The 23433-nt window shown below is 67.2% G+C and carries 19 protein-coding genes; 11 read left to right on the forward strand and 8 right to left on the reverse strand.

All coding sequences use genetic code 11. From position 1 onward, the window contains the following. Positions 1-264 precede the first annotated feature (264 nt). Positions 265-1806: an MBOAT family O-acyltransferase gene (locus BMY12_RS19435; RefSeq protein ID WP_093289644.1), complete on the reverse strand. Its 1542-nt coding sequence runs from the start codon at positions 1804-1806 to the stop codon at positions 265-267. A gap of 102 nt (positions 1807-1908) precedes the next feature. Here BMY12_RS19435 and BMY12_RS19440 point away from each other — a divergent pair, with 102 nt between their 5' ends. Next, on the forward strand, positions 1909-2934 hold the full coding sequence (locus BMY12_RS19440) for a glycosyltransferase family protein (protein ID WP_093289646.1): 1026 nt from the start codon (positions 1909-1911) through the stop codon (positions 2932-2934). Then, a complete protein-coding gene (locus tag BMY12_RS19445) occupies positions 2931-3878 on the forward strand; it encodes a glycosyltransferase family 2 protein (protein WP_093289647.1) in 948 nt (315 codons plus the stop codon). The genes BMY12_RS19440 and BMY12_RS19445 overlap by 4 nt, the downstream gene beginning before the upstream one ends. On the opposite strand, the gene BMY12_RS19450 is transcribed toward BMY12_RS19445, so the two are convergent. Further along, on the reverse strand, positions 3860-4777 hold the full coding sequence (locus BMY12_RS19450) for a glycosyltransferase family 2 protein (protein WP_093289649.1): 918 nt from the start codon (positions 4775-4777) through the stop codon (positions 3860-3862). The genes BMY12_RS19445 and BMY12_RS19450 overlap by 19 nt on opposite strands. A 188-nt stretch (positions 4778-4965) precedes the next feature. Between BMY12_RS19450 and BMY12_RS19455 the strand changes: the two genes are divergently transcribed. From BMY12_RS19455 to BMY12_RS19485, 7 genes are all read left to right on the forward strand, one after another. Next, a complete protein-coding gene (locus tag BMY12_RS19455; RefSeq protein WP_143069023.1) occupies positions 4966-5424 on the forward strand; it encodes a hypothetical protein in 459 nt (152 codons plus the stop codon). Between the two features lie 87 nt (positions 5425-5511). Beyond that, positions 5512-6723, forward strand: a complete 1212-nt coding sequence (locus tag BMY12_RS19460; protein WP_177189088.1) for an outer membrane beta-barrel protein — start codon at positions 5512-5514, stop codon at positions 6721-6723. A gap of 33 nt (positions 6724-6756) precedes the next feature. Beyond that, positions 6757-7599: a polysaccharide biosynthesis/export family protein gene (locus BMY12_RS19465; protein WP_218140273.1), complete on the forward strand. Its 843-nt coding sequence runs from the start codon at positions 6757-6759 to the stop codon at positions 7597-7599. A gap of 63 nt (positions 7600-7662) precedes the next feature. Further along, positions 7663-9867 (forward strand): GumC family protein, encoded by a 2205-nt coding sequence (locus BMY12_RS19470; protein WP_093289653.1) that lies wholly within the window; start codon positions 7663-7665, stop codon positions 9865-9867. Between the two features lie 8 nt (positions 9868-9875). Further along, on the forward strand, positions 9876-10418 hold the full coding sequence (locus tag BMY12_RS19475; protein ID WP_093289655.1) for a hypothetical protein: 543 nt from the start codon (positions 9876-9878) through the stop codon (positions 10416-10418). After that, positions 10411-11874, forward strand: a complete 1464-nt coding sequence (locus BMY12_RS20420) for an O-antigen ligase family protein (RefSeq protein WP_093289656.1) — start codon at positions 10411-10413, stop codon at positions 11872-11874. Before BMY12_RS19475 ends, BMY12_RS20420 begins: the two co-directional genes overlap by 8 nt. 134 nt (positions 11875-12008) lie before the next feature. Further along, complete coding sequence (locus BMY12_RS19485; protein ID WP_093289658.1) at positions 12009-13148, forward strand: OmpA family protein; 1140 nt, start codon at positions 12009-12011, stop codon at positions 13146-13148. Positions 13149-13170: 22 nt separating this feature from the next. Here the strand turns inward: BMY12_RS19485 and BMY12_RS19490 are convergent, their stop codons facing one another. Further along, complete coding sequence (locus tag BMY12_RS19490; RefSeq protein WP_177189089.1) at positions 13171-14934, reverse strand: patatin-like phospholipase family protein; 1764 nt, start codon at positions 14932-14934, stop codon at positions 13171-13173. Positions 14935-15059: 125 nt separating this feature from the next. On the opposite strand from BMY12_RS19490, the gene BMY12_RS19495 reads away from it, so the two are divergent. Continuing rightward, on the forward strand, positions 15060-15650 hold the full coding sequence (locus tag BMY12_RS19495; protein WP_177189090.1) for a YdbL family probable chaperone protein: 591 nt from the start codon (positions 15060-15062) through the stop codon (positions 15648-15650). Next, positions 15651-15989, forward strand: a complete 339-nt coding sequence (locus tag BMY12_RS19500) for a tRNA-binding protein (protein ID WP_093289663.1) — start codon at positions 15651-15653, stop codon at positions 15987-15989. It abuts the gene before it with no gap. 873 nt (positions 15990-16862) lie between these two features. Here the strand turns inward: BMY12_RS19500 and BMY12_RS19505 are convergent. The 5 genes from BMY12_RS19505 to BMY12_RS19525 form a co-directional block, all read right to left on the reverse strand. Continuing rightward, positions 16863-19241, reverse strand: coding sequence for an efflux RND transporter permease subunit (locus BMY12_RS19505; protein WP_093289664.1), 2379 nt, complete (start codon positions 19239-19241; stop codon positions 16863-16865). After that, positions 19238-20386: a WD40/YVTN/BNR-like repeat-containing protein gene (locus tag BMY12_RS19510; protein ID WP_143069024.1), complete on the reverse strand. Its 1149-nt coding sequence runs from the start codon at positions 20384-20386 to the stop codon at positions 19238-19240. Before BMY12_RS19510 ends, BMY12_RS19505 begins: the two co-directional genes overlap by 4 nt. Before the next feature lie 122 nt (positions 20387-20508). Beyond that, positions 20509-21714 carry an acetyl-CoA C-acyltransferase gene (locus BMY12_RS19515; protein WP_093289667.1) on the reverse strand — a complete coding sequence of 402 codons (1206 nt, stop codon included), beginning with the start codon at positions 21712-21714 and terminating at the stop codon, positions 20509-20511. 69 nt (positions 21715-21783) lie between these two features. Beyond that, complete coding sequence (locus BMY12_RS19520; RefSeq protein ID WP_093289669.1) at positions 21784-22242, reverse strand: MaoC family dehydratase; 459 nt, start codon at positions 22240-22242, stop codon at positions 21784-21786. Between the two features lie 5 nt (positions 22243-22247). Continuing rightward, entirely contained in the window at positions 22248-23045 is a 798-nt protein-coding gene (locus tag BMY12_RS19525; RefSeq protein WP_093289670.1) for an SDR family oxidoreductase, read from the reverse strand. Positions 23046-23433 lie beyond the last annotated feature (388 nt).

A 23433-nucleotide genomic window follows, 5' to 3' on the forward strand; every position in this document is an offset into this window, starting at 1 on the left:
GGCGCCAGAGCCGGGGTGTGCTTTCTCTTGCTTACTTCTCTTTGCACAAGCAAAGAGAGCAGAAGCGACCTACGGGGGAGCTTCTGCGGCCGCCGCCGAAGGGCGGTGGAAGAAGGCAATAGATCGAGAGACCAAGCTGGCCAACAAACAGCCAAGCCCTGGCGGGTTACGGCGCTCTCGCGCCTAACCCGCCCTACAGTGAGGGGCGCATCTCTGAGCGGCAGCGCGGCAGAAAGACCCACGATGGTTGCCATGCGCGCTGGCTCAAAACTGGAAGTACAGAAATTCACTGACATTCGACAGGCTGCACGCCGCCAGCAAAGCCATCGCCCCGATGATCAAGCCCCAGAGCAGATTCGGCTGCCAGGCAAAGCGCGGCACTTTCACCTCCAGCTTGTCGTGGCGGATCACCGGATCAAAACGCGCGGTGAAGGCGTAGATGTTGGGCAGGGCAAACGCCAGCACCGCCAGCAAGGCGATGCGCAGCAGCTGCTGCGCCTGCAACAGATGCGAGCCGGCGGCGAACTGCACGCCGGCGGCCTGCAAGTGTTCGCCCAGACCGCCCAGCGCATGCTGCCAGTGCTGCGGCAGCTGCGCGCCGTGCAGGCCCGCCATGCCCGACCATACCGACAGCGCGGTGGCCACGCTGTCCGAACGGAACAGCACCAGCCCGCCGGTCCAGACGAAGAAGTTCAGGGCGATGGCCAGACCGTGATCCCACCAGACCCGCTCGCCCCAGCGCAGCCAGGCTCGCAGCTCGGCCCAGAGCATGTTGATCACCACCACCGTGCTCTGATAGACGCCGAACCAGACGAAGGTCCAGCCGGCGCCATGCCAGATCGCGCTGACCATGAAGGTCACGGTCATGTTGAAGCACTTGCTGGCCAGCCCGCCGCGGCCACCACCGAGCGGGAAGTACACGTAGTCACGCAAGAAGCGCGACAGCGTCATATGCCAGCGCCGCCAGAACTCCAGCATGTTGGCCGACTTCAGCGGCGAGTCGAAGTTCTGCGGCAGACGGATGCCGAACAGCCGCGCCAGGCCGGTGGCCATGTCCGAATAGCCGGAGAAATCGAAGTACAGCTGCAAGGTATAGGACAGCGCCATGGTCCAGGACTGGAACAGATCCAGCGCCTCACCCTTGCCGGCCAGCTGATACAAGGCGTTGACCTGCACGCCGATGCCATCGGCCAGCAGCACCTTCTTGAACAGGCCCACGGAAAACAGCGTCAGGCCCAAGGCGATGTCCTCGGCGCGCGGCCCCTTGGCCGGCGTCAGGCCGATCTGCGGCACGATGTCGCGGTAATGCACGATGGGGCCGGTGATCAGCTGCGGGAAGAAGGTCACGAACAGCAGGAAATCACCGAGCTTGCGGACCGTGACCTCGCCGCGATAGACGTCGATCAGATACGCGATCTTCTGGAAGGTGAAGAAGGACAGCGCCAGCGGCAGCACGATGTGCGGCAGCGGAATCTGCGTGCCGGCCACGGTGTTGAGCGAGGCCAGGAAGAAGTCGGTGTACTTGAAGTACGCCAGCAGGCCGATGTTCCAGACCAGGCCCAGGCGCAGCAGCGTCAGACGCCAGCGTTGGGCGTCGGCCAGCCAGATGCCGAGCTGGAAGTTGACCAGCGCCGAGCCGGCCAGCAAGGGCACATAGACCGGATTCCACCAGGCGTAGAACACCAGCGAGGCCAGCACCAGCCAGCCCACTGCGACCCGCAGACTGATGTGAATGCGGGCCAGCCAGAAGACGATGGCCGTGATCGGCAGGAAGACGAAAAGAAACTCGTAGGAATTGAACAGCATTACCTGCGCCGCGCCCCCTAAGCGCGGATACGGCGGTCACAACGGGAGAGCTTGTTATGCTATCGGCACCCTGGCCCGCAAACAAATCCGCTCTCAAGGTCGATGACTTCATCCACGACGGTCAGCTCGCCGCCAGCCCTGTATGCCCTGGTGCTCAACTGGAATGGCTGGCGCGTCACCCTGCGCTGCCTGGAAAGCCTGCTGCGCATGCCATCACCCCTGCCGCTGCGCATCCTGGTCTGGGACAACGGCTCGAGCGACGGCTCGGTGGAAAGGATCCAGGCCTGGGCGCGCGGCGAACTGGCTGCCGACACGCAAATGCCCGCAGCGCTGCAGCCCTGCGTGCTGCCGCCCTGGCCCAAGCCGGTGGACCTGCAGGTGCTGGACGAGCACGGCACCGAAGCCCTGCACGCGCCGCTGATTCTGGTGCGCGGCACCCGGAATCTGGGCTATGCCGGCGGCAACAACGCCGCCCTGCGCCTGGCCCTGCGCCAGCACGACTGCGCACTGCTCTGGGTGCTCAACAACGATGTGCTGGTGGCGGCCGACTGTGCCACCGAGCTGTGTCGCGCACATGCCCAGGACCCTCACGACCGCCCCATCGGCAGCGTCATCTATGACTTCGACCACCCCGAGCGGCTGCAGGCCTGGGCCGGTCAGCGCCTGGGCCACGGCTGGCTGGTGGCGCCACGCCATGCCCGCGAGCATCAGCGCCTGGATTTTCTGATCGGCGCCTCGCTGCTGGTCTCGCGCGCCCGCGCCCAGGCCCTGGGCTTCTTCAATGAGGACTACTTCCTCAACGCCGAAGACCTGGAGTACACCTACCACTACGGTCGCGAGTTCCGGCGCGCGCATCCCGGCGAAGAACCCTTCCTGGTGGCCGGCCGCATCTGGCATCAGGAATCCGCCACGCAGGCGCAGCGTCGCGAGCGGCAGGCCTATTACTTCACGCGCAACCTGCTCTATGCGGCGCGGCGCATCAGCCTCGGCCATGCGCTCACCACCTTCGTCTACGGCTGCGCGCGCAGCTTGCTGAATCTGCTGCGCGGCCGGCCGGCGCTGGCGCGCGGCACCGCGCGCGGGCTGCTGCACTATCTGCGCGGCATCAAGGGCGCCCTGCCCTCATGAATCAAGCCCTGAGCGTCTGGGCCAACGCCGCCGCGCAGGACGCGCCGCCCCCGCGCATCAGCATCACCGTGCCCTTCTACAACTGCGCGGTGGCGCCGCTGGCGCAGGCGCTGAGCCGGCAGGCCGGGGCCCTGCCCGGTGAATTCGAGCTGATCTTCGCCGACGACGGCTCGCCCCAGACGCACTGGCGCGAGGCCTTGCAGGCAGTGCTGCGCGACAGCCGCGTGCCGGCACAGATCCTGAGTGCGCCGCAGAACCTGGGCCGCAGCGCGATCCGCAACCGCCTGATCGAAGCCGCGCGCGCCGAGCACCTGCTGTTCATCGACGCCGACATGCTGCCGGACCGTGATGATTTCCTGCTGCGCTATCTCAAGCTCGCCGACGGCGCCGAGCTGATCTACGGCGGCCGCAGCTATCAGCGCGTGCCACCGCCGGCGCCGCCCTTTCGGCTCTACCACGCCTTCAGCCTGCGCACCGAGTGCACGCCGGCCTGGCAGCGCCAGCGCGCGCCCGCGCGCTACGTGATGACCAACAATCTGCTGGTGCGCCGCGAACTGCTGCTGACGCAACCCTTCGCCGAGGAATACCAGGGCTGGGGCTATGAGGACACCGACTGGGCCATGGGCCTGCCGGAGCGCGACATCCTGCACATCGACAACAGCGCCAGCCATCTGGGCCTGATCGAGGAGCGCACGCTGCTGGCGAAGATGGACGAGTCCGCCGCCAATTTCCTGCGCATCGCCGCGCGACGCAGCGCCTTCCGGCAGGTGCCGGCGTATCGCGCTGCGCGCCTGGCGGCGCGGCTGCCGACCCGCTGGCTGGCCCTGCTCTGCCGCCAGCTCGCGCTGCTGCGCGCGCTGCCGCTGCGCCTGCGCTGCGCCGCCGTGCAGGGTTACCGGCTGGCGATCTACGCCCGCGCCCTGCGTCAGGCGCCGCGCCAGTAGTGCTTCTGCATGCTCAGTCGCCGCTTCAGGGCCGGCGGCAGACGTGCCTCCAGCAGCCCCAGACGCCAGGCCAGCAGCTTGGCCGTGGAGCGCAGCAAGGCCTCGGGAATACGCAGCGGTGCCTCGCGCCAGAGATGCGCGAGTTCGGAACGCACGAAACGGAAGCCCTCGCCGGCAGCGCCGCCGAAGCTTTCACGGATCCAGGGCTCGCGGGCGTGGAACACCCCCACATCGAAGTTGCGCTGGAAATCCTGCCAGGGGCTGTAGCGATGCGAGTGATAGACCGTCGCCTGCGCCGCATAAGCCACCGTCCAGCCGGCCCGCAGCAGGCGCGCGCCCACGTGCATGTCCTCGCTGTTGATCACCCCGCGCGGAAAGCCACCGACCGCCAGCAGCGCGCTGCGCCGGTAGGCGGCGAAGGAATTGGACATGAACGGCGCCTTCAGGCCCATGCGCGCGGCATCGGCCAGCCGCGCGCGATGCGGGCGCGCCGGGTAGTTGAACAGCCGCGCATGGGCCTCGATGACGCTGGCCCCCGGGCGCGGCAGCTGGCGCCCATAGGCCGCGCCGACCTGCGGGTCGGCAAATGGCGCGAGGATCTGCGCCAGGCTGTCAGGCGCCGCCGGCAGCGCGTCCTGCGTCAGATAGATCAGGACCTCGGCCTCCACGGCCTCGGCCGCGCGCTGCCGCGTGCCGCCGTGATCGAATTCGCCCCGAGCGATGCGGATCACCCGCAGGCCGCGCTGCTCGGCCTGCTCGACGGAGCCGTCGTCGGACGAGGAGTCGATCATCAGCAGCGGCGCGGCACCCGCCTGTGCCTTCAGTGCATCCAGGAGCGGCGGCCAGGCCTGGCCAGGGTTGAGCGTCGGCACGATAACGGCGAAGGAAGGCAGGGACATGCGTGATGGCAATGGCAGGAGCACGGGTCAGGCCCCTGCAGTTTGCCGGGACGCGCCCGGGCTGTCTGCCGTCTTGGCAGAAATTCTGCTTACTGCAAGGCGCCGCCGGATGAAATCCGCAGGCTGACAAGGAGTCGGGTTTCGCCGGATAGTAAATTCTCCGCTTTGTTATGCCTTGGCAAACCGATATGATTCAACTTGCAGTAAGAGGCAGTAATGGGTTTTTTGGGGGGATCACGATGAAGATGCGAAAAGGCTCAAAGGTTCTCATCCTGTTGGCCATGGGTCTCTGCGGAATGCAGATGGCGCCGGCCCAGGCGGCCGAACAATCGGCGTGCACCGCTGCGGCGGGCTCCACGCGCAATGCTGCGGACGCCATCATCGCCAGCGCTACGATTCTGCCGGACGAGGCAGCCGCGCTGATGACCTGCATCTTCCCGCTGATGTCGGAACAGGATTTCCGCGCCGCGACGCTGACGGCCGCGCAAGGCGTGAAGAACAGCGACACCGGCCGCTTCATCATCGAAGTCGCCAGCTCGCTGCTGCTCAAGTCCACGCGCCTGCGCGCGGTGCCGGACCGCGTCATCACCACGCCGCCCGCCAGTTGCGGTGGCGCCACGGATCCCTGCGCCAGCCCTTCCAGCTGAAGCTTGGGTAACTGAAACAGCTTACGCAGGGCTGCGTACGGTAGGGGCCGGCGCAGCTTTCTGATTTCACGAATGGGGAGCCATTTCTTGAACCGTCTCAATTGGGGTCTGCTCGGCTTGAGCCTTCTGACCAGCCTGCCGGCCGCCGCCGAGCAGCGCGATCTCGGCATCCAGCTGGGCAGCGGCTGGACGCTGATGCCCGAGTTCGATGCCCAGTACCTGCACGACAGCAACATTTACCGTCAGGACCAGAACAGCACCTCGGCGAATGCGACGATACTCAAGCCGCAGCTGAGCGCCCAGCTGCTGTCGGCCAATGATCGCTACACCTTCAAGTACGACGGCGAGTTCGGCTTCTACGACAGCACCAGCCACGACAACTACACCGACAACAGCATCGCCTTCAAGGGCGAGGTCAACCAGACCGGCAAGAACCGCCTGGAGCTCAACGCTGGCCGCCGCGAAGGTCACGACCCCTTCGGCACCGAACGCACCGAGCTCGACCGCACCACGCAGCTGGATGTCGACGAATACGCGCTGTCCTCGGTGGATCTCACCTATACCTACGGCGCGCCGAGCGCGACGCTCAACCTGTCCCTGGGCGGCGACTACACGGACAAGCACTACACCAACAACAAGACGCTCACCAGCTATCTGGACTTCAACCGCGCCGGCGTGATGGGCGCGCTGCGCTTCCGGCTCAGCAACATCACCTCGGCGCTGGCCGATGTGCAGTACCACAAGATCTCGTTTCCCAACGACGTGAACGGCTTCAGCAACCGCGACGGCGACGAAATCAGCACCCGTGTCGGCGCCCAGTGGCAGCCGCTGGCGACGCTGACCATGCGCGGCCTGGTGGGCTACTTCAGCCGCGCCAGCGACGCCTCGGACCGCAGCGACCACAACTCCCTGGACTGGGAAGGGGTGCTCAACTATCAGCCGGCCAGCTATTCGCTGTTCGTGGTGGAAGGCTCGCACAGCACCGAAGAGTCCTACCTGCTGCTGTCCACCTTCATCGACCGCCAGCGTGTCGGCGGCAGCTGGAAGCAGGGCTGGACCGACCGTCTCACCACCTCGGTGGCCGGTTACTACAATCGTTACCGCTTCGAGGGTTATCAACGTTCCGACAACGTCTATACCGGTTCGCTCTATGTGGACTATGACCTGTCCGGGTATATTGGCGCCCTGCGTCTGGTGACCGCTCGTCTGTCATTCGACATCGCCAAGCGCGATTCGGATGTCGATGGGTTCGATTTCGACCGTAATGTGACGGCCCTGCGCATCAATATCGCGCTGTAAGAGACCCCACTCACGGCTTTGAGGTTTGTCGGCATGTTCCAGCTGCCCCGGCGGGCGATGCACGCCATTGGCCTTGCGCTGTTGCTCTCGGGCGCCGCTGCGCTGCAGTCCTGCGCCTGGCTCAGCACCCAGGCCAGCGAGCCGCCGGCCGACGTCGCCGTGAAGCCCGCCGCCTCCCCGGCACAGGCCGGTCCGGCCGCTTCGCAATCCGCCGAAATCGCCGCCGCCTTCCGCAAGCAGGTGCAACCCGCACTGCAGCGTGAGCAGCAGCGTCAGCCCGCCAGCGCCCCTGCCGCACCCGCGCCGGTCGCAGCCGCGCCGGTCGCAGCCTCCAGGGCGGCGCCGCCGGCCGCGAGCTTCACGCCACCGCCGACGGCGAGCTTCACCCCGCCGGCGTCGCTGCCGCGTGCCGCCGCCGGCCAGGGCTATCGCATCGGCGTGGGTGATCGCGTGCGCATCGATGTGCGCGGCGAGCCGGATCTGAGCATGGACTTCGCGGTCGGCCAGACCGGCACGGTCAGCTATCCCTTCCTCGGCGAGCTGGCGGTGGCCGGGCAGACCGTGGACCAGCTGCAGGCGCGCATCGATCAGGGCCTGCGCGGCGGCTATCTGGTGAACCCCGACGTGCGGGTGATGATCACCGAGTACCGCAAGTTCTACATCAATGGCGAGGTCAAGATTCCGGGCGGCTACAGCTTCATCGCCGGTCTGACCGTGCGCCAGGCGGCGGCGCTGGCCGGTGGTTTCACCGAGCGCGCCTCCATGAACAAGATCACCGTCTACCGCGAAGCCACGCCCACCAACGCACAGAGCGCCAACCTCGATACCCCGGTCTATCCGGGCGATACCGTGGTGGTCGCGCAGGGCCTGTTCTGAAGCAAGAGACCTCAGAGCGGCCGCGTCGCGCCGGCGGCGGCCCACAGTCATAGGAGTGTTGCAGTGGCAGGCCCCTTACCCGCTATCGACCGGGAACTGAGCAGCGAATCGCCGCTGCTCGCGCCGCTGCGCCTGTTCTGGCTGCACCGCTGGATTCTGCTGGCTTTCACCGTGCTGGGCGGGGTCATCGGTCTGGGCTACTGTCTGATCGAGTCGCCGAGCTATCGCGCCAGCGCCAGCCTGCTGATCGAGCCCAAGGACGCCGATGTGGTCAAGATCGACAAGGTCTACGACCCGTCCAGCGTGGTGCGCGAGTATCACCGCACGCAGTACGAGCTGCTGCAGTCGCGCGAGCTGATCGACTCGGTGGTCACCAAGCTGCAGCTGGCCAAGCACCCGCTGTATGTCGAGAAATACAAGCCCGGCCCCGAAGGCCCCACGCGCCAGCGCTGGCGCGACCGCATGCTGCAGCACGTGCAGGACTGGGTGCCGTTCCTGTACGACGGCCTGAATCTCGCGGCGCTGCGCTCGCGCGGCGAAACGCTCACCGAAGCCCTGCTCGACGATCTGCGCATCGATCCGGTGCCGAACTCGTACATGGTGAAAGTGGTGTTCGACTCCGAGGACGCCGCGCTGGCGGCCACCGTCGCCAATGCCATCGTCGATCAGTACCTGAGCCGCGAGCGCGCCGCGCGCACCGGCCTGGGCTACGAGGCCGCCGACCTGCTCACGCAGCGCGTCGAGGAATCGCGCAAGGCGCTGCAGGATTCGGAAAAGGCGCTGCAGGCCTTCCTGGAGAAGGAAGACCTGATCAACGTCGGCGGCGTGCGCAGCCTGGTGGAGGACGAGATCACCGAGCGCACGCGCCGGCTGCGTGAAGCGCAGGCGCAGCGCGAACAGCTGGCCAACGTCTACGGGCGCATCAAGGCCGCCGGCGAGAACGTCGAGGCACTGCAGGACATTCCGACCATCCAGCAGGACCCGCTGGTGCAGTCCACCAAGGGCGCCTATCTGGCTGCCAAGGAGGATCTGGACCAGATCGCGCCGCGCTATGGCGACAAGCATCCGACGCGGCAGGCCGCCAAGGCCCGCTACGACGCCGCCGCGCGCGCCTATTTCACGCAGCTGCGCATCGCCTCGCAGGGCATCCGCAACAACTACGAGCTGGCCACCAAGACCGCCGGCGATCTGCAGTCGCAGGTCTACCAGTCCACCGGACGCATCCAGAACCTGGACCGCAAGGACTACCAGCTCAAGGTCCTGCAGCGCGACGTCGACACCAACCGCGAGCTCTACGAAACCTTCCTCAAGCGTTTCAAGGAAACCCAGGCCACTGCCGATCTGGAGCTGGGCAATGCGCGCATCATCGATCGCGCGGTGCCGCCGCTCAAGGCGCACTGGCCCAAGCCGCTGCTGATCTGCGCCGGCGCGGTGCTGCTCGGTCTGATTCTCGGCGCCGCCCTGGTGCTGGTGCGCGAGGCGCTGGACAACACCGTGGGCAATGCCGAGCAGCTGGAGGAACTCGCCGGCGTGCCGGTGCTGTGCTCGCTGCCGCATGTGACCGGCCGCGAACAGAGCCTGGAAAAACTCAGCCGCCTGGAAGTCGACGATCCCAAGTCGATCTACGCCGAAGGCGTGCGCACGCTGCGCACCAGCATCCTGCTCAATGACCGCGAAGGGCAGCGCATGCGCAAGCTGATGATCTGCTCCTCGCTGCCGGCCGAGGGCAAGACCACCATCTCCAGCAATCTCGCCGCAGTGCTGGCCGAACGCGAACGCGTGCTGCTGGTGGACGCCGACCTGCGCCGGCCGCGCATCGGCGCGCTGTTCGGCATCTCGCCGCTGCGTCCCGGTCTGGCGCAGTTGCTCGCCGGTGAGACGACGCTGGAAGAGGCAGTGACCAGCAGCGACATCGCCGGCATCGATCTGCTGCCGGCAGGCGGCGCGCGCGACAATCCGCAGGTGATGCTGGCCTCCGACCGCTTCTTCGCGCTGATCGACGAGCTGGCCAAGCGCTACGACCGCGTGGTCTTCGACACCGCGCCCTGCCAGCTGGTCAGCGACGCCCTGCTGTTCGCCAAGCACATGGACGGCGTGATCCTGGTGGCGCGCAGCGGCAGCACCGCACGCAAGGTGCTGGCCTCCACGGCGCGTCGCCTGCGCAATGCCGAGGCGCCGCTGATCGGCGCGGTGCTCAACGATCTGGATCTGCGCCGCGGCGCCGGCTACGAAGGCAGCTACCACTACCGCTACGGCTACTACGGCTGAAGCCGGTGATGCAGGCCCGTGCCAACGGCCGCCGCGCCGCAGCCAGCACTTTGCTGATGCTGTTCGCCGCAGCGGTCCTGTTCGGGCTCTGGCGCGTGCCGGCGCCGCCGACACCGCAGGAAGATGTCAGCCTGGCGCAGCGCCCCACCTGGCCCTATGCCTGGGCGCTGGCGGCGCAGCAGCAGCCGCAGCAGGCCGAGGCGCTGCGCGCACAGGCCGTCGCGCTGGGCCCCAGCGAACGCAATCTGCGCACGCGTCTGGCGCTGCGCGAACTCCACGACTGGTCGCAGCTGTCACCGCAGGGTCGCGAGCAGGCACGCGCCGATCTGCGCTTCGCCCTGCAGGTGCAGCCACAGAATCTGTTGCGCACCGCCTTTTCGTTGCGCCGCGAGCAACTGGTCTGCGCGCTGTGGACGCAGGGCGGCGACATCGCCCAGGTCTGCGCCAACATGGCCGGCGTGCGCCGCATCTGCGATCGTCCGCACACCACGCTGCAGCTGAGCGCCTGGTGCTTCGAGCACGGCGTGCTGCCGGCGCCGCGCGATGACTGAGCACGCGCGCAGTACACCGGCCAGCCGCGCGCTGAGCCTGGCGCTGGTGCTGCTGCTGGCGCTGATGCAGCTGCCGGCCGGCAGCCACACGCCCGCCGCCACGCAGCTGTTCGCCGCGCTGCTGGCGGCGCTGGGCGCGGTGGCGGCCCTGCTGATCGTCACCGGCCGCATTCCCGCGCCGCGCCTGGACGGCGTGCAGCGCACCCTGCTGCTGATCTGGCTGCTGTGGCTGGGCTGGATCGCGCTGCAGCTGCTGCCACTGCCCTCCGACTGGCTGGCCAGCCTGGCGCCGGCCTCGCTGCAAGCCTGGCAGCGCGCCGCCGCGTATCTGCCCGAAGCGCCGCCGCTGCGCATCTCGCTGAGCCCCGCCGACACCCGATGGATGCTCTGGCTCAGCACCGCCTACGGCCTGCTGTACTACCTGGTGCTGTGCTGCGTGCGCACGCCTTCCAACCGCCGCATCCTGCTCTACGGCCTGATCGCCGCGGCCACGGCGCAGGCGCTGTTCGGCGGCCTGATGGTGGCCAGCGGCCTGGAGCTGGGCCCCTTCGGCCACAAGCAGCATTACCTGGGTTCGGCCACCGGCACCTTCATCAACCGCAATCACTTCGCCGGCTGCCTGGAGATCGGCGGGGCGCTGGCCACCGGCCTGATCCTCGCGCAGCTGCCGCGCCTGCGGGAGGGCCGCGGCTGGCGCCGCGTGCTGATCGAATTCATCGACACCCTGCTCACCCGCAGCGCGCTGCTGCGGCTGGCGCTGCTGGTGATTGCGGTGGGCGTGGTGGCCTCGCGCTCGCGCATGGGCATGCTGTCCTTCCTGACCATGATCACGTTCGGCGCCAGCCTGTATCTGCTGCTGCGCGGCCAGGGCGTGCGCTGGCGCGGCCTGCTGTTCATCCTCACCGTGCTGCTGGTGGACGTGGTGCTGGTGGGCGGCGAGTTCGGACTCGACGAGCTGCTGCAGCGCTTCCATCACGATCAGCTCAGCGGTGATATGCGTCTGGGCACCTTCGCCGATCTGCAGCGGATGCTCGGCCATTACTGGCAGGTGGGCAGCGGCCTGGGTTCGTTTGCCTATACCTATCCGCAGTTCCGCTCGCCGGAGGTGTTCGCGTTCAACGATCACGCGCACAACGACTATGCGCAGTTCCTGATCGAGACCGGCCTCCCGGGCCTGAGCCTGATCGCGCTGCTGGTGCTGCTGCCGGCCTGGCGCGGCCTGCGCGTGCTCTATCAGCGCCATGATCCGGAAATCCTGGGCACGGCCCTGGGCGCGCTGCTGGCGCTGCTGTGCATCGCCCTGCACAGCCTCACCGATTTCAATCTGCAGATCCCCGCCAATGCGGCGGCGGTGGTGGCGCTGCTGGGCCTGCTCAGCGGCCTGTCGCCGCAGAGCCGCAGTGCAAGACGCAAGGCAACGCAGGACCCGCCCGCGCCCGAACCAGCGGCAGGTTAAGCCCGGATTCAGTCGCCCGACGCGCAAGATGCGGACGTTCTTGCGGCGACACGGCGTGATCGTTCGCGCTTGCAGCGTGCTGGCTCAAGCCCTGTCGCTTTTTCCCCGAAGCCCTGACAGAAGGAAAGCACATCATGCAGACCAGACACGCGTGGGCCGTGGCCTTGCTCAGTGCCAGCGGCGTGGCGGCAGCGCAAACCAGCGACGGCATTCCCTACTTCGGCTTGCAGGGCAGCTTCGTGATGCCCGACAACGCGCGCGATCAGGAGCGCGGCTGGGGCGGCACGCTGCTGTTCGGCTTCCCGCTCAACGACTACTTCGCGCCGGAACTGAATGTGTTCGGCCAGCGGGCGGATCGCAAGGCCACCGGTGCCGACGAGGGTGAATGGGGCGGCGGCCTGGACTTCGCGGTCTATCCGCTGGGTCGCAGCCGCTGGGTGTCGCCCTTCCTGCTGCTGGGCGGCGGCGGCCTGCATGACTATCGCCACTACAACGCCAACACCTACGGCTACGCCGATGCCGGCGGCGGCCTGCTGTTCAATCTGGATCAGGCCCGCGATGTGGCGCTGCGCATCGACGCGCGACGCTACATGGTGTTCGACGACGACACCGATCCCGGCAGCAACCGTCTGCTCGACACCCGCATCAACGCCGGCGTGCAGGTGGCGCTGGGTCGCGCACAGCCGCCGCCACCACCGCCCGCGCCAGCGCCGCCACCCGCGCCGATCGACAGTGACGGTGACGGCGTGCCGGACAGCCTGGATCAATGCCCGCACACGCCAGCCGGCGCCGCCGTGGACAACAAGGGCTGTCCGCTGCCGCCCCCGCCGCCGCGTGACAGCGATGGCGACGGCGTGGTCGACGGCCTGGATCAATGCCCCAACACGCCGGTGGGCATGCAGGTGGACGCGCGCGGCTGCGCGGTGCAGGCCGCCAAGGTGGTGGTGCACGACATCAACTTCGCCTTCGATTCCTCGCAGCTGCTGGACTCGTCCAAGGCCGAGCTCGACCGCATCGCCGAGGGCTTGCGCGGCCAGCCGGGCATGGCCCTGGCCATCGAGGGCCACACCGATGGCACGGGCCCCGCCGACTACAATCTCAAGCTTTCGCTCAAGCGCGCCAGCGCCGCGCGCGACTACCTGATCTCACAAGGCATCGCCGGCAACCGGCTGCAGGCCCAGGGTTTCGGCGAGTCGCGGCCGGTGGCCAGCAACCAGACCCGCGAAGGCCGCGCCCAGAACCGCCGTGTGGAATTCAAGGTGGTGCAGCCCTAGGGCCTGTTGATGACGCGGAAGCTCAGCCCGGCAACAGCGCGTCGCGCAGCGGCGACAGCTGCGCCATCGCGTGCTGGTAGCCACGGTCGATGATCTCGTCCATGCGCTTCCAGTCGAACATGCCGATGCGGCTGACCGGCATGCGCAGATAGCAGTCGGCGCGCGCGGCACGCTGCGCCACGCCGCTTTCGCTGGTCAGCGTGGCGGTGCGGAACAGGATCGAGAACAGCCGGGGCGCTTCGGCGTCCTTGTAGCGGAACAGGCCTTCCGGGTCCGGGCCCTTGATGCCGGGCGCGGCGATGCCGCCTTCGGTGCTGACGTCGGAGGCGATGATCGCGCCGCGCTCCATGCCCTGCATGACATCGGTGGGCAGGCTGTTGATCACCGCGCCGTCGGCGTGCAGCTCGCCCTCGCAGACCAGCGGCGGCGCCACGCCCGGCACCGACATGCTGGTGGCGGTCCACAGATACAGCGGGCCGCTGCGGTGCACGCTGGCGCGGCCCCGGGTGAGATTGGTGGTGACACAGAAAAACGGCTTGCGCAGCGACTCGATGCTGCGCTCGCCGAAGATATCGTGCAGGCGCTGCGTGAACTTGCGGCCGCGGATCAGCGAGATGGTGGGCAGCAGATAGTCGTTGAGGAAGTTGCGGTTGACGAAGGTCTCGCGCGCGATGCGGCGCTGTTCTTCGTGGTCGTAGCCGCAGGCGGTGAGCGCGGCGAAGAACGCGCCCATGCTGGTGCCGCCGACCAGGTCGACCGGCAGATCCAGCTCCTGCATGGCACGCAGCAGGCCCAGATGCGCAAAGCCGCGCGCGCCGCCACCGCCGAACACCACACCGATGCCGCGCCCGGACAGCTGCCGCGACAGGCTTTTCCAGTCCGACTCCAGCTGCGGCCGCACGAAGAAATGCCCGGCGGCGTCCAGCTTGTCCATCCAGCGCAGCAGCTCGCCGACGCCGGCGCCATCCGGACGCAGCATCACCACTTCCACCGGCGCCTGCGCGCCGCTGCCGCGCAGCATTTCCACCATCGCCGAATCGGGCTGTGACTGCGGGTCGATCACCACCAGGATGCGGTCGGCCTGCGCCATGCAGCGCCGCGCCCAGGCGTCGGCCTGCGGGTTGGACAGCAGCACCAGATGCGGATGCTCGGCTTCGAGGGTGTTGAGATATTCCACCAGACGATGGTTGCCGCCATTGCTGTCCGCCGCCGAGGCGCCGGCGCCCAGCACCGCGTCCACGCTGGCGGCGTCCACCAGCAGCGAGGCGCTGACATTGTGCAGCTCGGCATTGAGCCGCTGCGCCACCTGCTGCGCGGCGGCGCCCGGCGTGCCGTAGATCACCGCGAAACTGTTGCGGCGGCGCACCGTCGTACGCGACTGCGTATGCGCGTTCTGGCGCAGGCGGCGCGTGATCATGCGCATCAGGCGCAGCATGGCATCGGGAAAATGGCGCAGCGTGGCCAGCAGTTCCGCCACCGGCAGCTGCACCACCACGCTGTCGCGCACCGCGTAGACATCGGCCGAGTGCGGCTCGTTCATCACCGCGCTGATCTCGCCGGTGGGTTCCAGGCGCGTGATGCTGGCCACGATGCGGCCGGCATCGTAGATGGCGCGCAGCTGGCCGCTGGCCACGATATAGATGGAGTCGCAGGCCGTGCCGCGCGCGTACAGCTGCGAGCCGCTGGCAATCTCCAGCAGGCGCGCGCTCCGGGCCAGAGCGCCGACCTCCTCGTCGCCCAGATCCTCGAACAGCGGCGATTGCCGCAAGACAGTACTGGCATCCATGGCAGGCAGTCTAACGGCGAATGCGGGGCGCATCGGCATGCCCCGGCGACCGGCGGCCGGCGGCGCGTGCCGTAAGGAATACCGGTGCGCCGCTATACTGCCCGGGCCTGTCCCGAGTCCGCACCATGAAATATTTCCTGCGCATCCTGCCGGCAATCCTGATGCTCGCCGCCTGCCGCCATGTCCCGCCCCTGCCGCAGGACGAGGCGCGGCGCAGCGCCGACCGCCTGATCGTATCGCTCTGGTATCCCGGCTCGATGCTGCCCGCCCCGCCGGCGCCGAATCCGGGCTTCGTGGCCCGCTCCGCGGAAACCGAGCGCCTGCGCCAGCTGATGGAAAGCCGCAAGGCGGAACTCAAGACCCTGCTCGACGCCGGCCAGATCGGCCTGGGTCGCGACGGCTTCCTGGAGACGCACGACACCAGCGGCCTGGACGCCGATGCCCGCGACCGCATCCGCGACCTCATCGCCCGCGAAAACGCCGACCGCGCCGCGCTGTTTCACGAGCTGGCGCGGATCAACAGCCAGCCCAGCTGGCTGAGCCCCATCGCCGTGGTCTACGCGCAGCGCTACATCGAGCAGGCGCCGCCGGGCTGGTGGTATCGCGATGCCGACAACCGCTGGCAGCAGAAGGCGCCAGCGCTCGCCGTGCCGCCGCCGGCCGCTCCCGCCGAAGCATTGCCCGCCGCCGAACCCGCCGCCGGCGGCACGCCCTGAATGGACACCATCAGCTGGGACGACTTCACGAAGGTGGAGTTACGGGTCGGGCGCATTCTCAGCGCCGAAGTCTTCGCCGAGGCGCGCAAGCCCGCCTACAAGCTGCTGGTGGATTTCGGCCCGGAACTGGGCCAGCGCAAATCCAGCGCGCAGATCACGCAGCTGTACCAGCCGCAAGAGCTGATCGGCAAGCTGGTGGTGGCGGTGATCAACTTCCCGCCCAAGCAGATCGGCCCGCTGATGTCGCAATGCCTGGTCACCGGCTTTCACAATGCCGAGGGCCACGTGAGCCTTTGCGTGCCGGAGCATGAGGTGCCGCTGGGGACGAGGCTGCTATAGGCTGACGCTGTGCCGGATCGTGGCGTGCTCGCCGAGCCGCTGGCGGGACACTTTCATACCGCGTCGAAACAACAAATCGAGCAGGCGGATCGAACGCGACAACACCGTAGGGCGGGTTAGGCGCGGGCGCCGTAAGCCGCCGGGCTTTGCTGCTCGTTGCGGTGTTTTGTGCTCGATTGAGCCTTGGTTTCGTGCGCCTTCGGCGCCCGCGGCAGAAGCTCCCCCGTAGGTCGCTTCTGCTCTCTTTAGCTTGTGCAAAGAGAAGTAAGCAAGAGAAAGCACACCCCGGCTCCGGCGCCCGCTTGCTGGCGCAAGCGCCCTTCGCTGTGCAAGGTGCTCGGGGCCGTTGCAGCCACGCCATCCTGGCGTGGCTGTTCTTTCGCCGGACTTCCATGTCCGGCTCTCCCCTGCGCTCGCCGCACAGCTCAGCGCCAGAGACGGGGACCCCAAAGTCAAAAGCCACAGCAGCTTCGCGCGCGAAGCGTCGCTGCGCTGTTGCTTGTGACCTACCCCCCTTTGCCTCGCACCGAGCAGCGCAGCGAGCGCAGCGGGAGAGCCGAACAGGAAGTTCGGCTCAGTTGCAGCCGCGCCATGGATGGCGCGTCTGCAACGGCCCCGAGCACGCGAGCAGCGCTTACCTGCCGGCGCCGCGTCAGCGGCGACGGATGCGAGGCGTAGGGCGTGCTTTCTCTTGGGTACTTCTCTTTGCACGAGCAAAGAGAAGTACCTCGGGCGCCGAAGGCGCACGAAACCAAGGCTCAATCGAGCACAAAACACCGCAACGAGCAGCAAAGCCATGGCGGGTTACGCGGCTGCGCCGCTAACCCGCTCTACGTTTATGCTGCCATTTCACCGCCGCACTGACGCAACAACTCACGCCGCCTTGTCGCCGAGCCGCCCCGGCACCTCGCCAGTCTTCGCTCGGAAGAACCATGCTCCCAACGCCGGCAGCAGGCCGATGGCGCCCAGCATGTTGACCAGGAACATGAAGCTCAGCAAAAGGCCCATGTCCGCCTGGAACTTGAGCGCGGACATGGTCCAGGTGCCGACACCGATGGCCATGGTCACGGCGGTGAAGATGGCGGCGGTGCCGCGCGCGCGCATGGCGTCGTAGAAGGCTTCGTGGAAGTCCTTGCCTTCAGCCAGATCATGCTGGATGCGCTCGAACAGATAGATGCCGTAGTCCACACCCACCCCCACGCCCAGGGCCACCACCGGCAAGGTCGCGACCTTCAGGCCGATGCCCAGCACCGCCATCAGCGCGTTGCAGAGAATCGAAACCAGGGTCAGCGGGATAATCACGCAGAGCACCGCCTTCCAGGACCGGAAGGTGATCAGGCACAGCAAGGTCAGGGCGCCGAAGATCGCGGCCAGCATCTTGGCTTCGGCAGCTTCCACGGCCTCGTTGGTGGCGGCCATCACACCGATGTTGCCGCTGGCCAGCCGCATCTTCACGCCGTCCACCGGATGCATGGCGATGAAACGCTTGGCTTCCTCCACCACATGGTGAATGGTGGCGCCTTCATGATCCCGGGTGAAAATCATCACCTGGATCGCGCGGCAGCTGTCGGTGTTGAACCCGAGGTTCGGATCAAAAGCCTTGGAGCCGGTGGACAGACCCACCTGCGAGTGCGGCAGGCCGCGCCAGCGCGGATTGCCCTCGTTGTAAGCGCCGATCACCAGCTTGCCGATGCCGGCGACACTGGTCACCGACTGCACGCCGGAGACGCCGCGCATGAACAGCTCGAAGCGGTCCACCAGCTGCACCACCGAATAATGCAGGCAGGAATCGCCTTCGAAGTCCGGCGCCTCGACAATCACGCTCAGCACATCCGTGCCGATGTTGTAGGCGCTGGCGATGGCGCGGTTGTCGTAGTTGTAGCGCGAGTCCTGGCGCAGCTCCGGCGCGCCGGTGCCGGAATCGCCGATCACCATCTTGCGCGAGGCCTGCGTGGCCACGACCAGCACCACGAAGCAGACCACGAAGGTGTACAGCGCGTACTTGGGCTCGGCACAGCGCGCGATCATCTTCCAGGCCCAGGTCACGCGCGGCGAGGCGGGCCGCGAGGAGTATTCCAGGCTGCTGCGTTCCAGGCGGATGTGCGTGAGCAGGATCGGCAGGATGAGCTTGTTGGTGACGATCATCAGCAGCACGCCCATGCAGGCGGTGATGCCCAGCTCATGCACGATGGGGATGTCGATGAGCATGATCACCGCAAAGCCCAGCGCATTGGTGAGCAGGGCCACCGCGCCGGGCACGAACAGCTTGCGGAACGCGGCGCGCGAGGCCTCGATGCGCGTGGCGCCGGCCACCACTTCCTGGCGCCAGGCATTGGTCATCTGCACCGCATGGGACACGCCGATGGAGAAGATCAGGAAGGGCACGAGTATCGACATCGGGTCGATGCCAAAGCCGATCAGAGGCAGCGTGCCCAGCAGCCAGAGCACCGGCAGCAGCGCCACCACCAGGGCGGTGAGCGTGAGCCGGATCGAGCGTGAGTAGGCATACAGCAGGGCCATGGTCACGCCGAAGGCCAGGGCGAAGAACAGGAACACGCCGATCAGGCCCTTGATGACATCACCCAGCAGGCGCGCGAAGCCGATGATGTTGACCTCGATGTTCTTGTTCTCGTAGCGGTGGCGGATGTCTTCCAGCTGCTGCTGCACCGCCCAGTAATCCACCTTCACGCCGTTGTCGGGATCGTAGTCCTGCAGATCGGCGCGGATCAGCGCGCCCTTGAAGTCGTTGGCCACCAGCAGGCCCACCTGCCCGGACAGCGCGACGTTGTGCCGCACACGCGCCAGCTGCTCGGGCGTGGCCGAGAAACGCGCCGGCACCACCGGCTCACCCTTGAAGCCGTCCTCGGTGATTTCGATGTAATAGGTGTTGGGCGTGAAGATCGAGGATACGCGCGTGCGGTTGATGCCCGGAATCAGGAAGACATCGTCCGTGGCCTTGCGCATCGACTCCAGGAACTCGGGGTTGTAGATGTCGCCCTCGCCCTTCCAGCGCAGATTCACCAGAATCGTGTTGGCGCCGGAGAAGTTCTTCATGTACTGCATCATGGTCTGCATGTACTCGTGGCGGATCGGGATCAGCTTCAGAAATCCCGGGTCCAGCTGCACATGCAGGGCGCTGTAGGCGAAGAAGATGGTGATGCCGACGAACAGCAGCGAGAGCCAGTGGCGGAAGCGGATCAAGCCGTCGGCAATGCGATCCACACAGCGATAAAGCAGCGCGTTGTGACTCATGGCCTGGCTCCTGCCGTGGCTTGTGCACTGACCAGGCGGATACCGCCATCGCTGCCGGTGAGCCAGCGCGCGCCATCCAGCGGCAGCACGCTGGCGTAGTCATTGCGGCCGCCGCCGTTGCGCAGCGTGAACTGCACACCGTCCGGCGAGCTGATGATGGTGGACGCGGCGCCCACCAGCACCACCTCGCCTTGCTCGTTCACCGCGCCGCCGAACAGCGAGCTGCTGGTCGGCATTTCCAGCGGCCGCCAGCTCCTGGCGTTGTCAGACGTGGTGAAGACATGGCCGCGCATGCCGTAGATCAGCGTCGCCCCCGAAGGCAGGCGCAGCGCGCCGAAGAAGGAGCCGCCGTAGATCGAGGGAAGCTCGATCCAGCTCTTGCCGCCGTCTTCGGAGCGCGCCAGCAGGCCGCGCTCGCCCACGACCAGCAGCGCGCCATCGGCGAGCTGCGTCATGGCGTTCAGATGATGATCGCCGAACACCGGGCTGTAGAGCCGCTGCCAGCTGCGGCCTTGATCATCGGAGCTCAGCATCATGCCGAAGGCCCCGAAGGCATAAAGACGGTTGGCATAAGGTCCGGCAATGCCCAGCAGCGGATCGGCCTGCAGCGGCGGCGGTGCATCGCTGTCGGCAGCGGTGGTGTCGTCCGGCGGACCGACAAAACCGGCGTCGGCCGGCGCTGCGGCGGCGCTGTTCGCCGGCGGCAGCGGTCCATCCTTGGGCGAGTCGATATGAAACACCGTCTTCCAGCTCGCGCCGGCGTCCTCGCTGCGCAGGATCCAGGCGTCGTGGCCCACGGCGATCACGGTCCTGTCGTCGATGAAACGCAGCTGCGTGAGCGTGGAAGCCCGACGCGGCTCGACGCTGGCTTCGCGCCAGGGCCCGTTCACATCATCGGCAATCAGGATGTGCCCCTGCTCGCCCACCGCAATCACGCGGCTGTCCTGGCGGGCCAACGCCGTCACCAGCAGGTCCTGCGGATGAATCTGCGTGGCCGGGAAGACCGGCGTGGGTCGCGGCGAGAAGGCATAGATCGCCGCCGCCGAGACCAGCAGCACGAACACGATGGCCGGCCAGCCGGCGATGTGCCGGCGCGCATGGCGCCGGATCTGCAGCGCGGGCAGAGGCTGCGCGTGCGTGTTCATCTGCTTCTCCTCCATCGTGTCCGGCTTTTGCCGTTCGCCATTGCGCGGGTCGCGGTCCGGGTCGCGCCTACAGGAACCCTCGTCCTGTAGGAGCGGCCCTGGCCGCGAACGCTCTGTGCGCATCAGCCGCCAACCTCGAACAAGCCCGCTGCGCCCATGCCGCCACCGATGCACATGCTCACTACCACATAACGCACACCGCGCCGCCGCCCTTCCAGCAGCGCGTGAATGACCATGCGCGCGCCGCTCATGCCGAAGGGATGGCCGATGGCGATGGCACCACCGTTGACATTGAGCCGCGCCGGATCGATGCCGAGCTGATCACGGCAGTACAGCACTTGCGAAGCGAAGGCTTCATTGAGTTCCCACAAACCGATGTCGCCGATCCTGAGGCCTGCGCGTGCCAGAAGCTTTGGCACGGCAAACACCGGGCCTATGCCCATTTCGTCCGGCCTGCAGCCGGCCACCGCGAAGCCGCGATAGGTGCCCAGCGCCTGCAGGCCGCGGCGCTGCGCCTGCTCGCGGCTCATCAGCAGCACGGCAGCGGCGCCGTCGGAGAGCTGCGAGGCATTGCCGGCGGTGATGTGCGCGCCCTGGCTGACCCACTGACCGTCCTTCCACACCGGCTTCAGCGCCGCCAGACTCTCCAGCGTGGTCTCGGGGCGATTGCCCTCGTCGCGCGCCAGCGTCACGCGCTGTTTCTCGGTGGGCTTGCCCTCCTTGTCGAACAGCTGCTTGTCCACCGTCAGCGGCACGATCTCCTCGTCGAACAGACCCATGGTCTGCGCCGCCGCCGTGCGCTGCTGGCTCTGATACGCATAGGCATCCTGCGCCGCGCGCGTGATGCCGTAACGCTGCGCCACCAGCTCGGCGGTCTCGATCATCGGGATATAGGCCGTGGGCTCGGCCGCGAGCACCGCCTGCGAGACGAAGCGATAGCTGTTCTTGTGCGCGTTCTGCACCAGCGAGATCGACTCCAGGCCGCCGGCGATGGCGATGTCCTGCTCGCCGCAGATGATGTTCTTGGCGGCGATGGCGATGGTCTGCAAGCCGGAGGAACACTGCCGGTCGAGCGTCATGCCCGGCACGCGCTCCGGCAGACCGCCGGTATAGGCACAGAGCCGGCCGAGGTTGTAGGCCTGTGTGCCCTGCTGTGCCGCGCAGCCGATCAGCACATCATCGACCTCCTCCGGCGCCACGCCGGAACGCGCCAGCACGCTGCGCACGACATGACCGCCCAGCACCGGCGCCTCGGTATCGTTGAAGGCGCCGCGATAGGCCTTGCCGATGCCCGTGCGCGCCACCGAAACAATCACTGCCTCAGTCATGTCTTTGCCTTGTTTGAACCCCGCGCCAAGGATGGCGCGAGCTGTTACATGGACGTACTAATAGACGTACTAAAAATAAAAACGCGAGATGGTGTCCGCGATGCAGGCCGGCTTGGTCTCGTGCTCGATCTCCACCGTGACCCGCACCACCGCCTGCACGCCGCCGTCCTTGGTGCGTTCCGCGCCGATCAGCTCGCCCTTGCCGCGAATGCGGCTGCCGGCTTTCACGGCGCTGGGAAAGCGCACTTTCTCGCAGCCGTAGTTCACGCCCATCTTCATCCGCACCTCGAGGATCTCCGGCAGAAAGCGCGAGATCAGCGACAGCGTCAGATAGCCGTGCGCGATACAGGCCCCAAACGGGCCGGCCTTGGCACGCTCGGGATCGACATGAATCCACTGATGATCATCGGTGGCCTGCGCGAACTGATCGATGCGCGACTGCTCGATCTGCAGCCAGTCGCTGACGCCCAGGCTCTGGCCGACGGCGGCGAGCAACTGCTCGGGCGAGTTGAACACGGGTTTGCTCATGGGATTCAGGCTCGCTGGCTGGAGGCGGAAATCACTTCGCCGACCAGATAAGAGGCGTAATCGGAGGCGAGAAACACCATCACATTGGCGATCTCCCAGGCTTCCGCGCCGCGCCCGAAGGCTTCGCGGCTGGCGAGTTGCTCCAGCAGTTCCTGCGGCGCGCTCTTGCGCAGATGATCATGAAAGACGATGGACGGCGAGACCGCATTGATGCGCACACCGTATTCGGCGGCTTCCAGCGCGCTGCAGCGGGTCAGCGCCATCACGCCGGCCTTGGCGGCGGCGTAGTGCGCCTGTTCCTGCTGCGCACGCCAGCCCAGCACCGAGGCATTGTTGACGATGGCGCCGCGCCCGCGCGGCTGCATCTTGCGCAGCATGGCGCGGGTCATGCGAAAGGTGCCGGTGAGGGTGACGTCGATGACTTTCTGCCATTCCTCATCGCTCATCTCGACCACGCGCTTGCTGCCGCCCAGGCCGGCGTTGTTGATCAGCACATCGGTGCCGCCGAGCTTGTCTTCGGCCTCATCCACCAGGGCCTGTACCTGCGCCTCGTCGCTGACATTGCAGACGCGGCCGTACACCGCTTGCTGCGGAAATTCCTGCTGCAGCGCCGCTGCGGCTTCCTCGGTGCGACGCGGATGCGCATCCGAAAGCAGCAGCGCCCGCGCGCCCTCTTCCAGGCAGCGCCGCGCCGCCGCAAAGCCGATGCCGCCACCGGCCGCCGCCGTGATCAGCACGCTCTTGCCGTTCAGCAGGCCGTGCGGGGGCACGTAGGCGGGCGGGGGCACGAATTTGGCGCTCATCGGATCAGGCAAGGGGCTCTCTGAGGATGGCGCAGTCTTGCAATAAGGACTGGCCGCGGCATCAGCCGGAAGGATTAGGCTGGCAAGCCGCCCGGCCGCACCGAACCGACCAGCCGCAGCCGCCGTAGGGCGGCTTAGGCGCGTAAGCGCCGTAACCCGCCACGGCTTTGCTGTTGTTGCTTCGTGTTGCGCCCGATCTATTGCCTTCTTCCACCGCCCTCCGGCGGCGGAGTCCGCGAAGCCTCCCCCGTAGGTCGCTTCGCTCTTTGCTTGTGCAAAGAAAAGGAACCAAAAGAAAGCACACCCCGGCTCTGGCGCCCGCTGCGCGGGTGCCTTCGCTGTGCAACGTGCTCGGGGCCGTTGCGGACACGCCATCCCTGGCGTGGCC

Origin of the sequence: Solimonas aquatica (assembly GCF_900111015.1) — a bacterium.
GTDB classification, from domain to species: Bacteria; Pseudomonadota; Gammaproteobacteria; order Nevskiales; family Nevskiaceae; genus Solimonas; species Solimonas aquatica.

Coding starts and splice junctions, on each gene's coding strand:
- BMY12_RS19435 (WP_093289644.1), bottom strand. CDS start 1,806: ATGCTGTTCAATTCCTACGAGTTTCTTTTCGTCTTCCTGCCGATCACG.
- BMY12_RS19440 (WP_093289646.1), top strand. CDS start 1,909: ATGACTTCATCCACGACGGTCAGCTCGCCGCCAGCCCTGTATGCCCTG.
- BMY12_RS19445 (WP_093289647.1), top strand. CDS start 2,931: ATGAATCAAGCCCTGAGCGTCTGGGCCAACGCCGCCGCGCAGGACGCG.
- BMY12_RS19450 (WP_093289649.1), bottom strand. CDS start 4,777: ATGTCCCTGCCTTCCTTCGCCGTTATCGTGCCGACGCTCAACCCTGGC.
- BMY12_RS19455 (WP_143069023.1), top strand. CDS start 4,966: ATGATTCAACTTGCAGTAAGAGGCAGTAATGGGTTTTTTGGGGGGATC.
- BMY12_RS19465 (WP_218140273.1), top strand. CDS start 6,757: ATGTTCCAGCTGCCCCGGCGGGCGATGCACGCCATTGGCCTTGCGCTG.
- BMY12_RS19475 (WP_093289655.1), top strand. CDS start 9,876: ATGCAGGCCCGTGCCAACGGCCGCCGCGCCGCAGCCAGCACTTTGCTG.
- BMY12_RS20420 (WP_093289656.1), top strand. CDS start 10,411: ATGACTGAGCACGCGCGCAGTACACCGGCCAGCCGCGCGCTGAGCCTG.
- BMY12_RS19485 (WP_093289658.1), top strand. CDS start 12,009: ATGCAGACCAGACACGCGTGGGCCGTGGCCTTGCTCAGTGCCAGCGGC.
- BMY12_RS19490 (WP_177189089.1), bottom strand. CDS start 14,934: ATGGATGCCAGTACTGTCTTGCGGCAATCGCCGCTGTTCGAGGATCTG.
- BMY12_RS19495 (WP_177189090.1), top strand. CDS start 15,060: ATGAAATATTTCCTGCGCATCCTGCCGGCAATCCTGATGCTCGCCGCC.
- BMY12_RS19500 (WP_093289663.1), top strand. CDS start 15,651: ATGGACACCATCAGCTGGGACGACTTCACGAAGGTGGAGTTACGGGTC.
- BMY12_RS19505 (WP_093289664.1), bottom strand. CDS start 19,241: ATGAGTCACAACGCGCTGCTTTATCGCTGTGTGGATCGCATTGCCGAC.
- BMY12_RS19510 (WP_143069024.1), bottom strand. CDS start 20,386: ATGAACACGCACGCGCAGCCTCTGCCCGCGCTGCAGATCCGGCGCCAT.
- BMY12_RS19515 (WP_093289667.1), bottom strand. CDS start 21,714: ATGACTGAGGCAGTGATTGTTTCGGTGGCGCGCACGGGCATCGGCAAG.
- BMY12_RS19520 (WP_093289669.1), bottom strand. CDS start 22,242: ATGAGCAAACCCGTGTTCAACTCGCCCGAGCAGTTGCTCGCCGCCGTC.
- BMY12_RS19525 (WP_093289670.1), bottom strand. CDS start 23,045: ATGAGCGCCAAATTCGTGCCCCCGCCCGCCTACGTGCCCCCGCACGGC.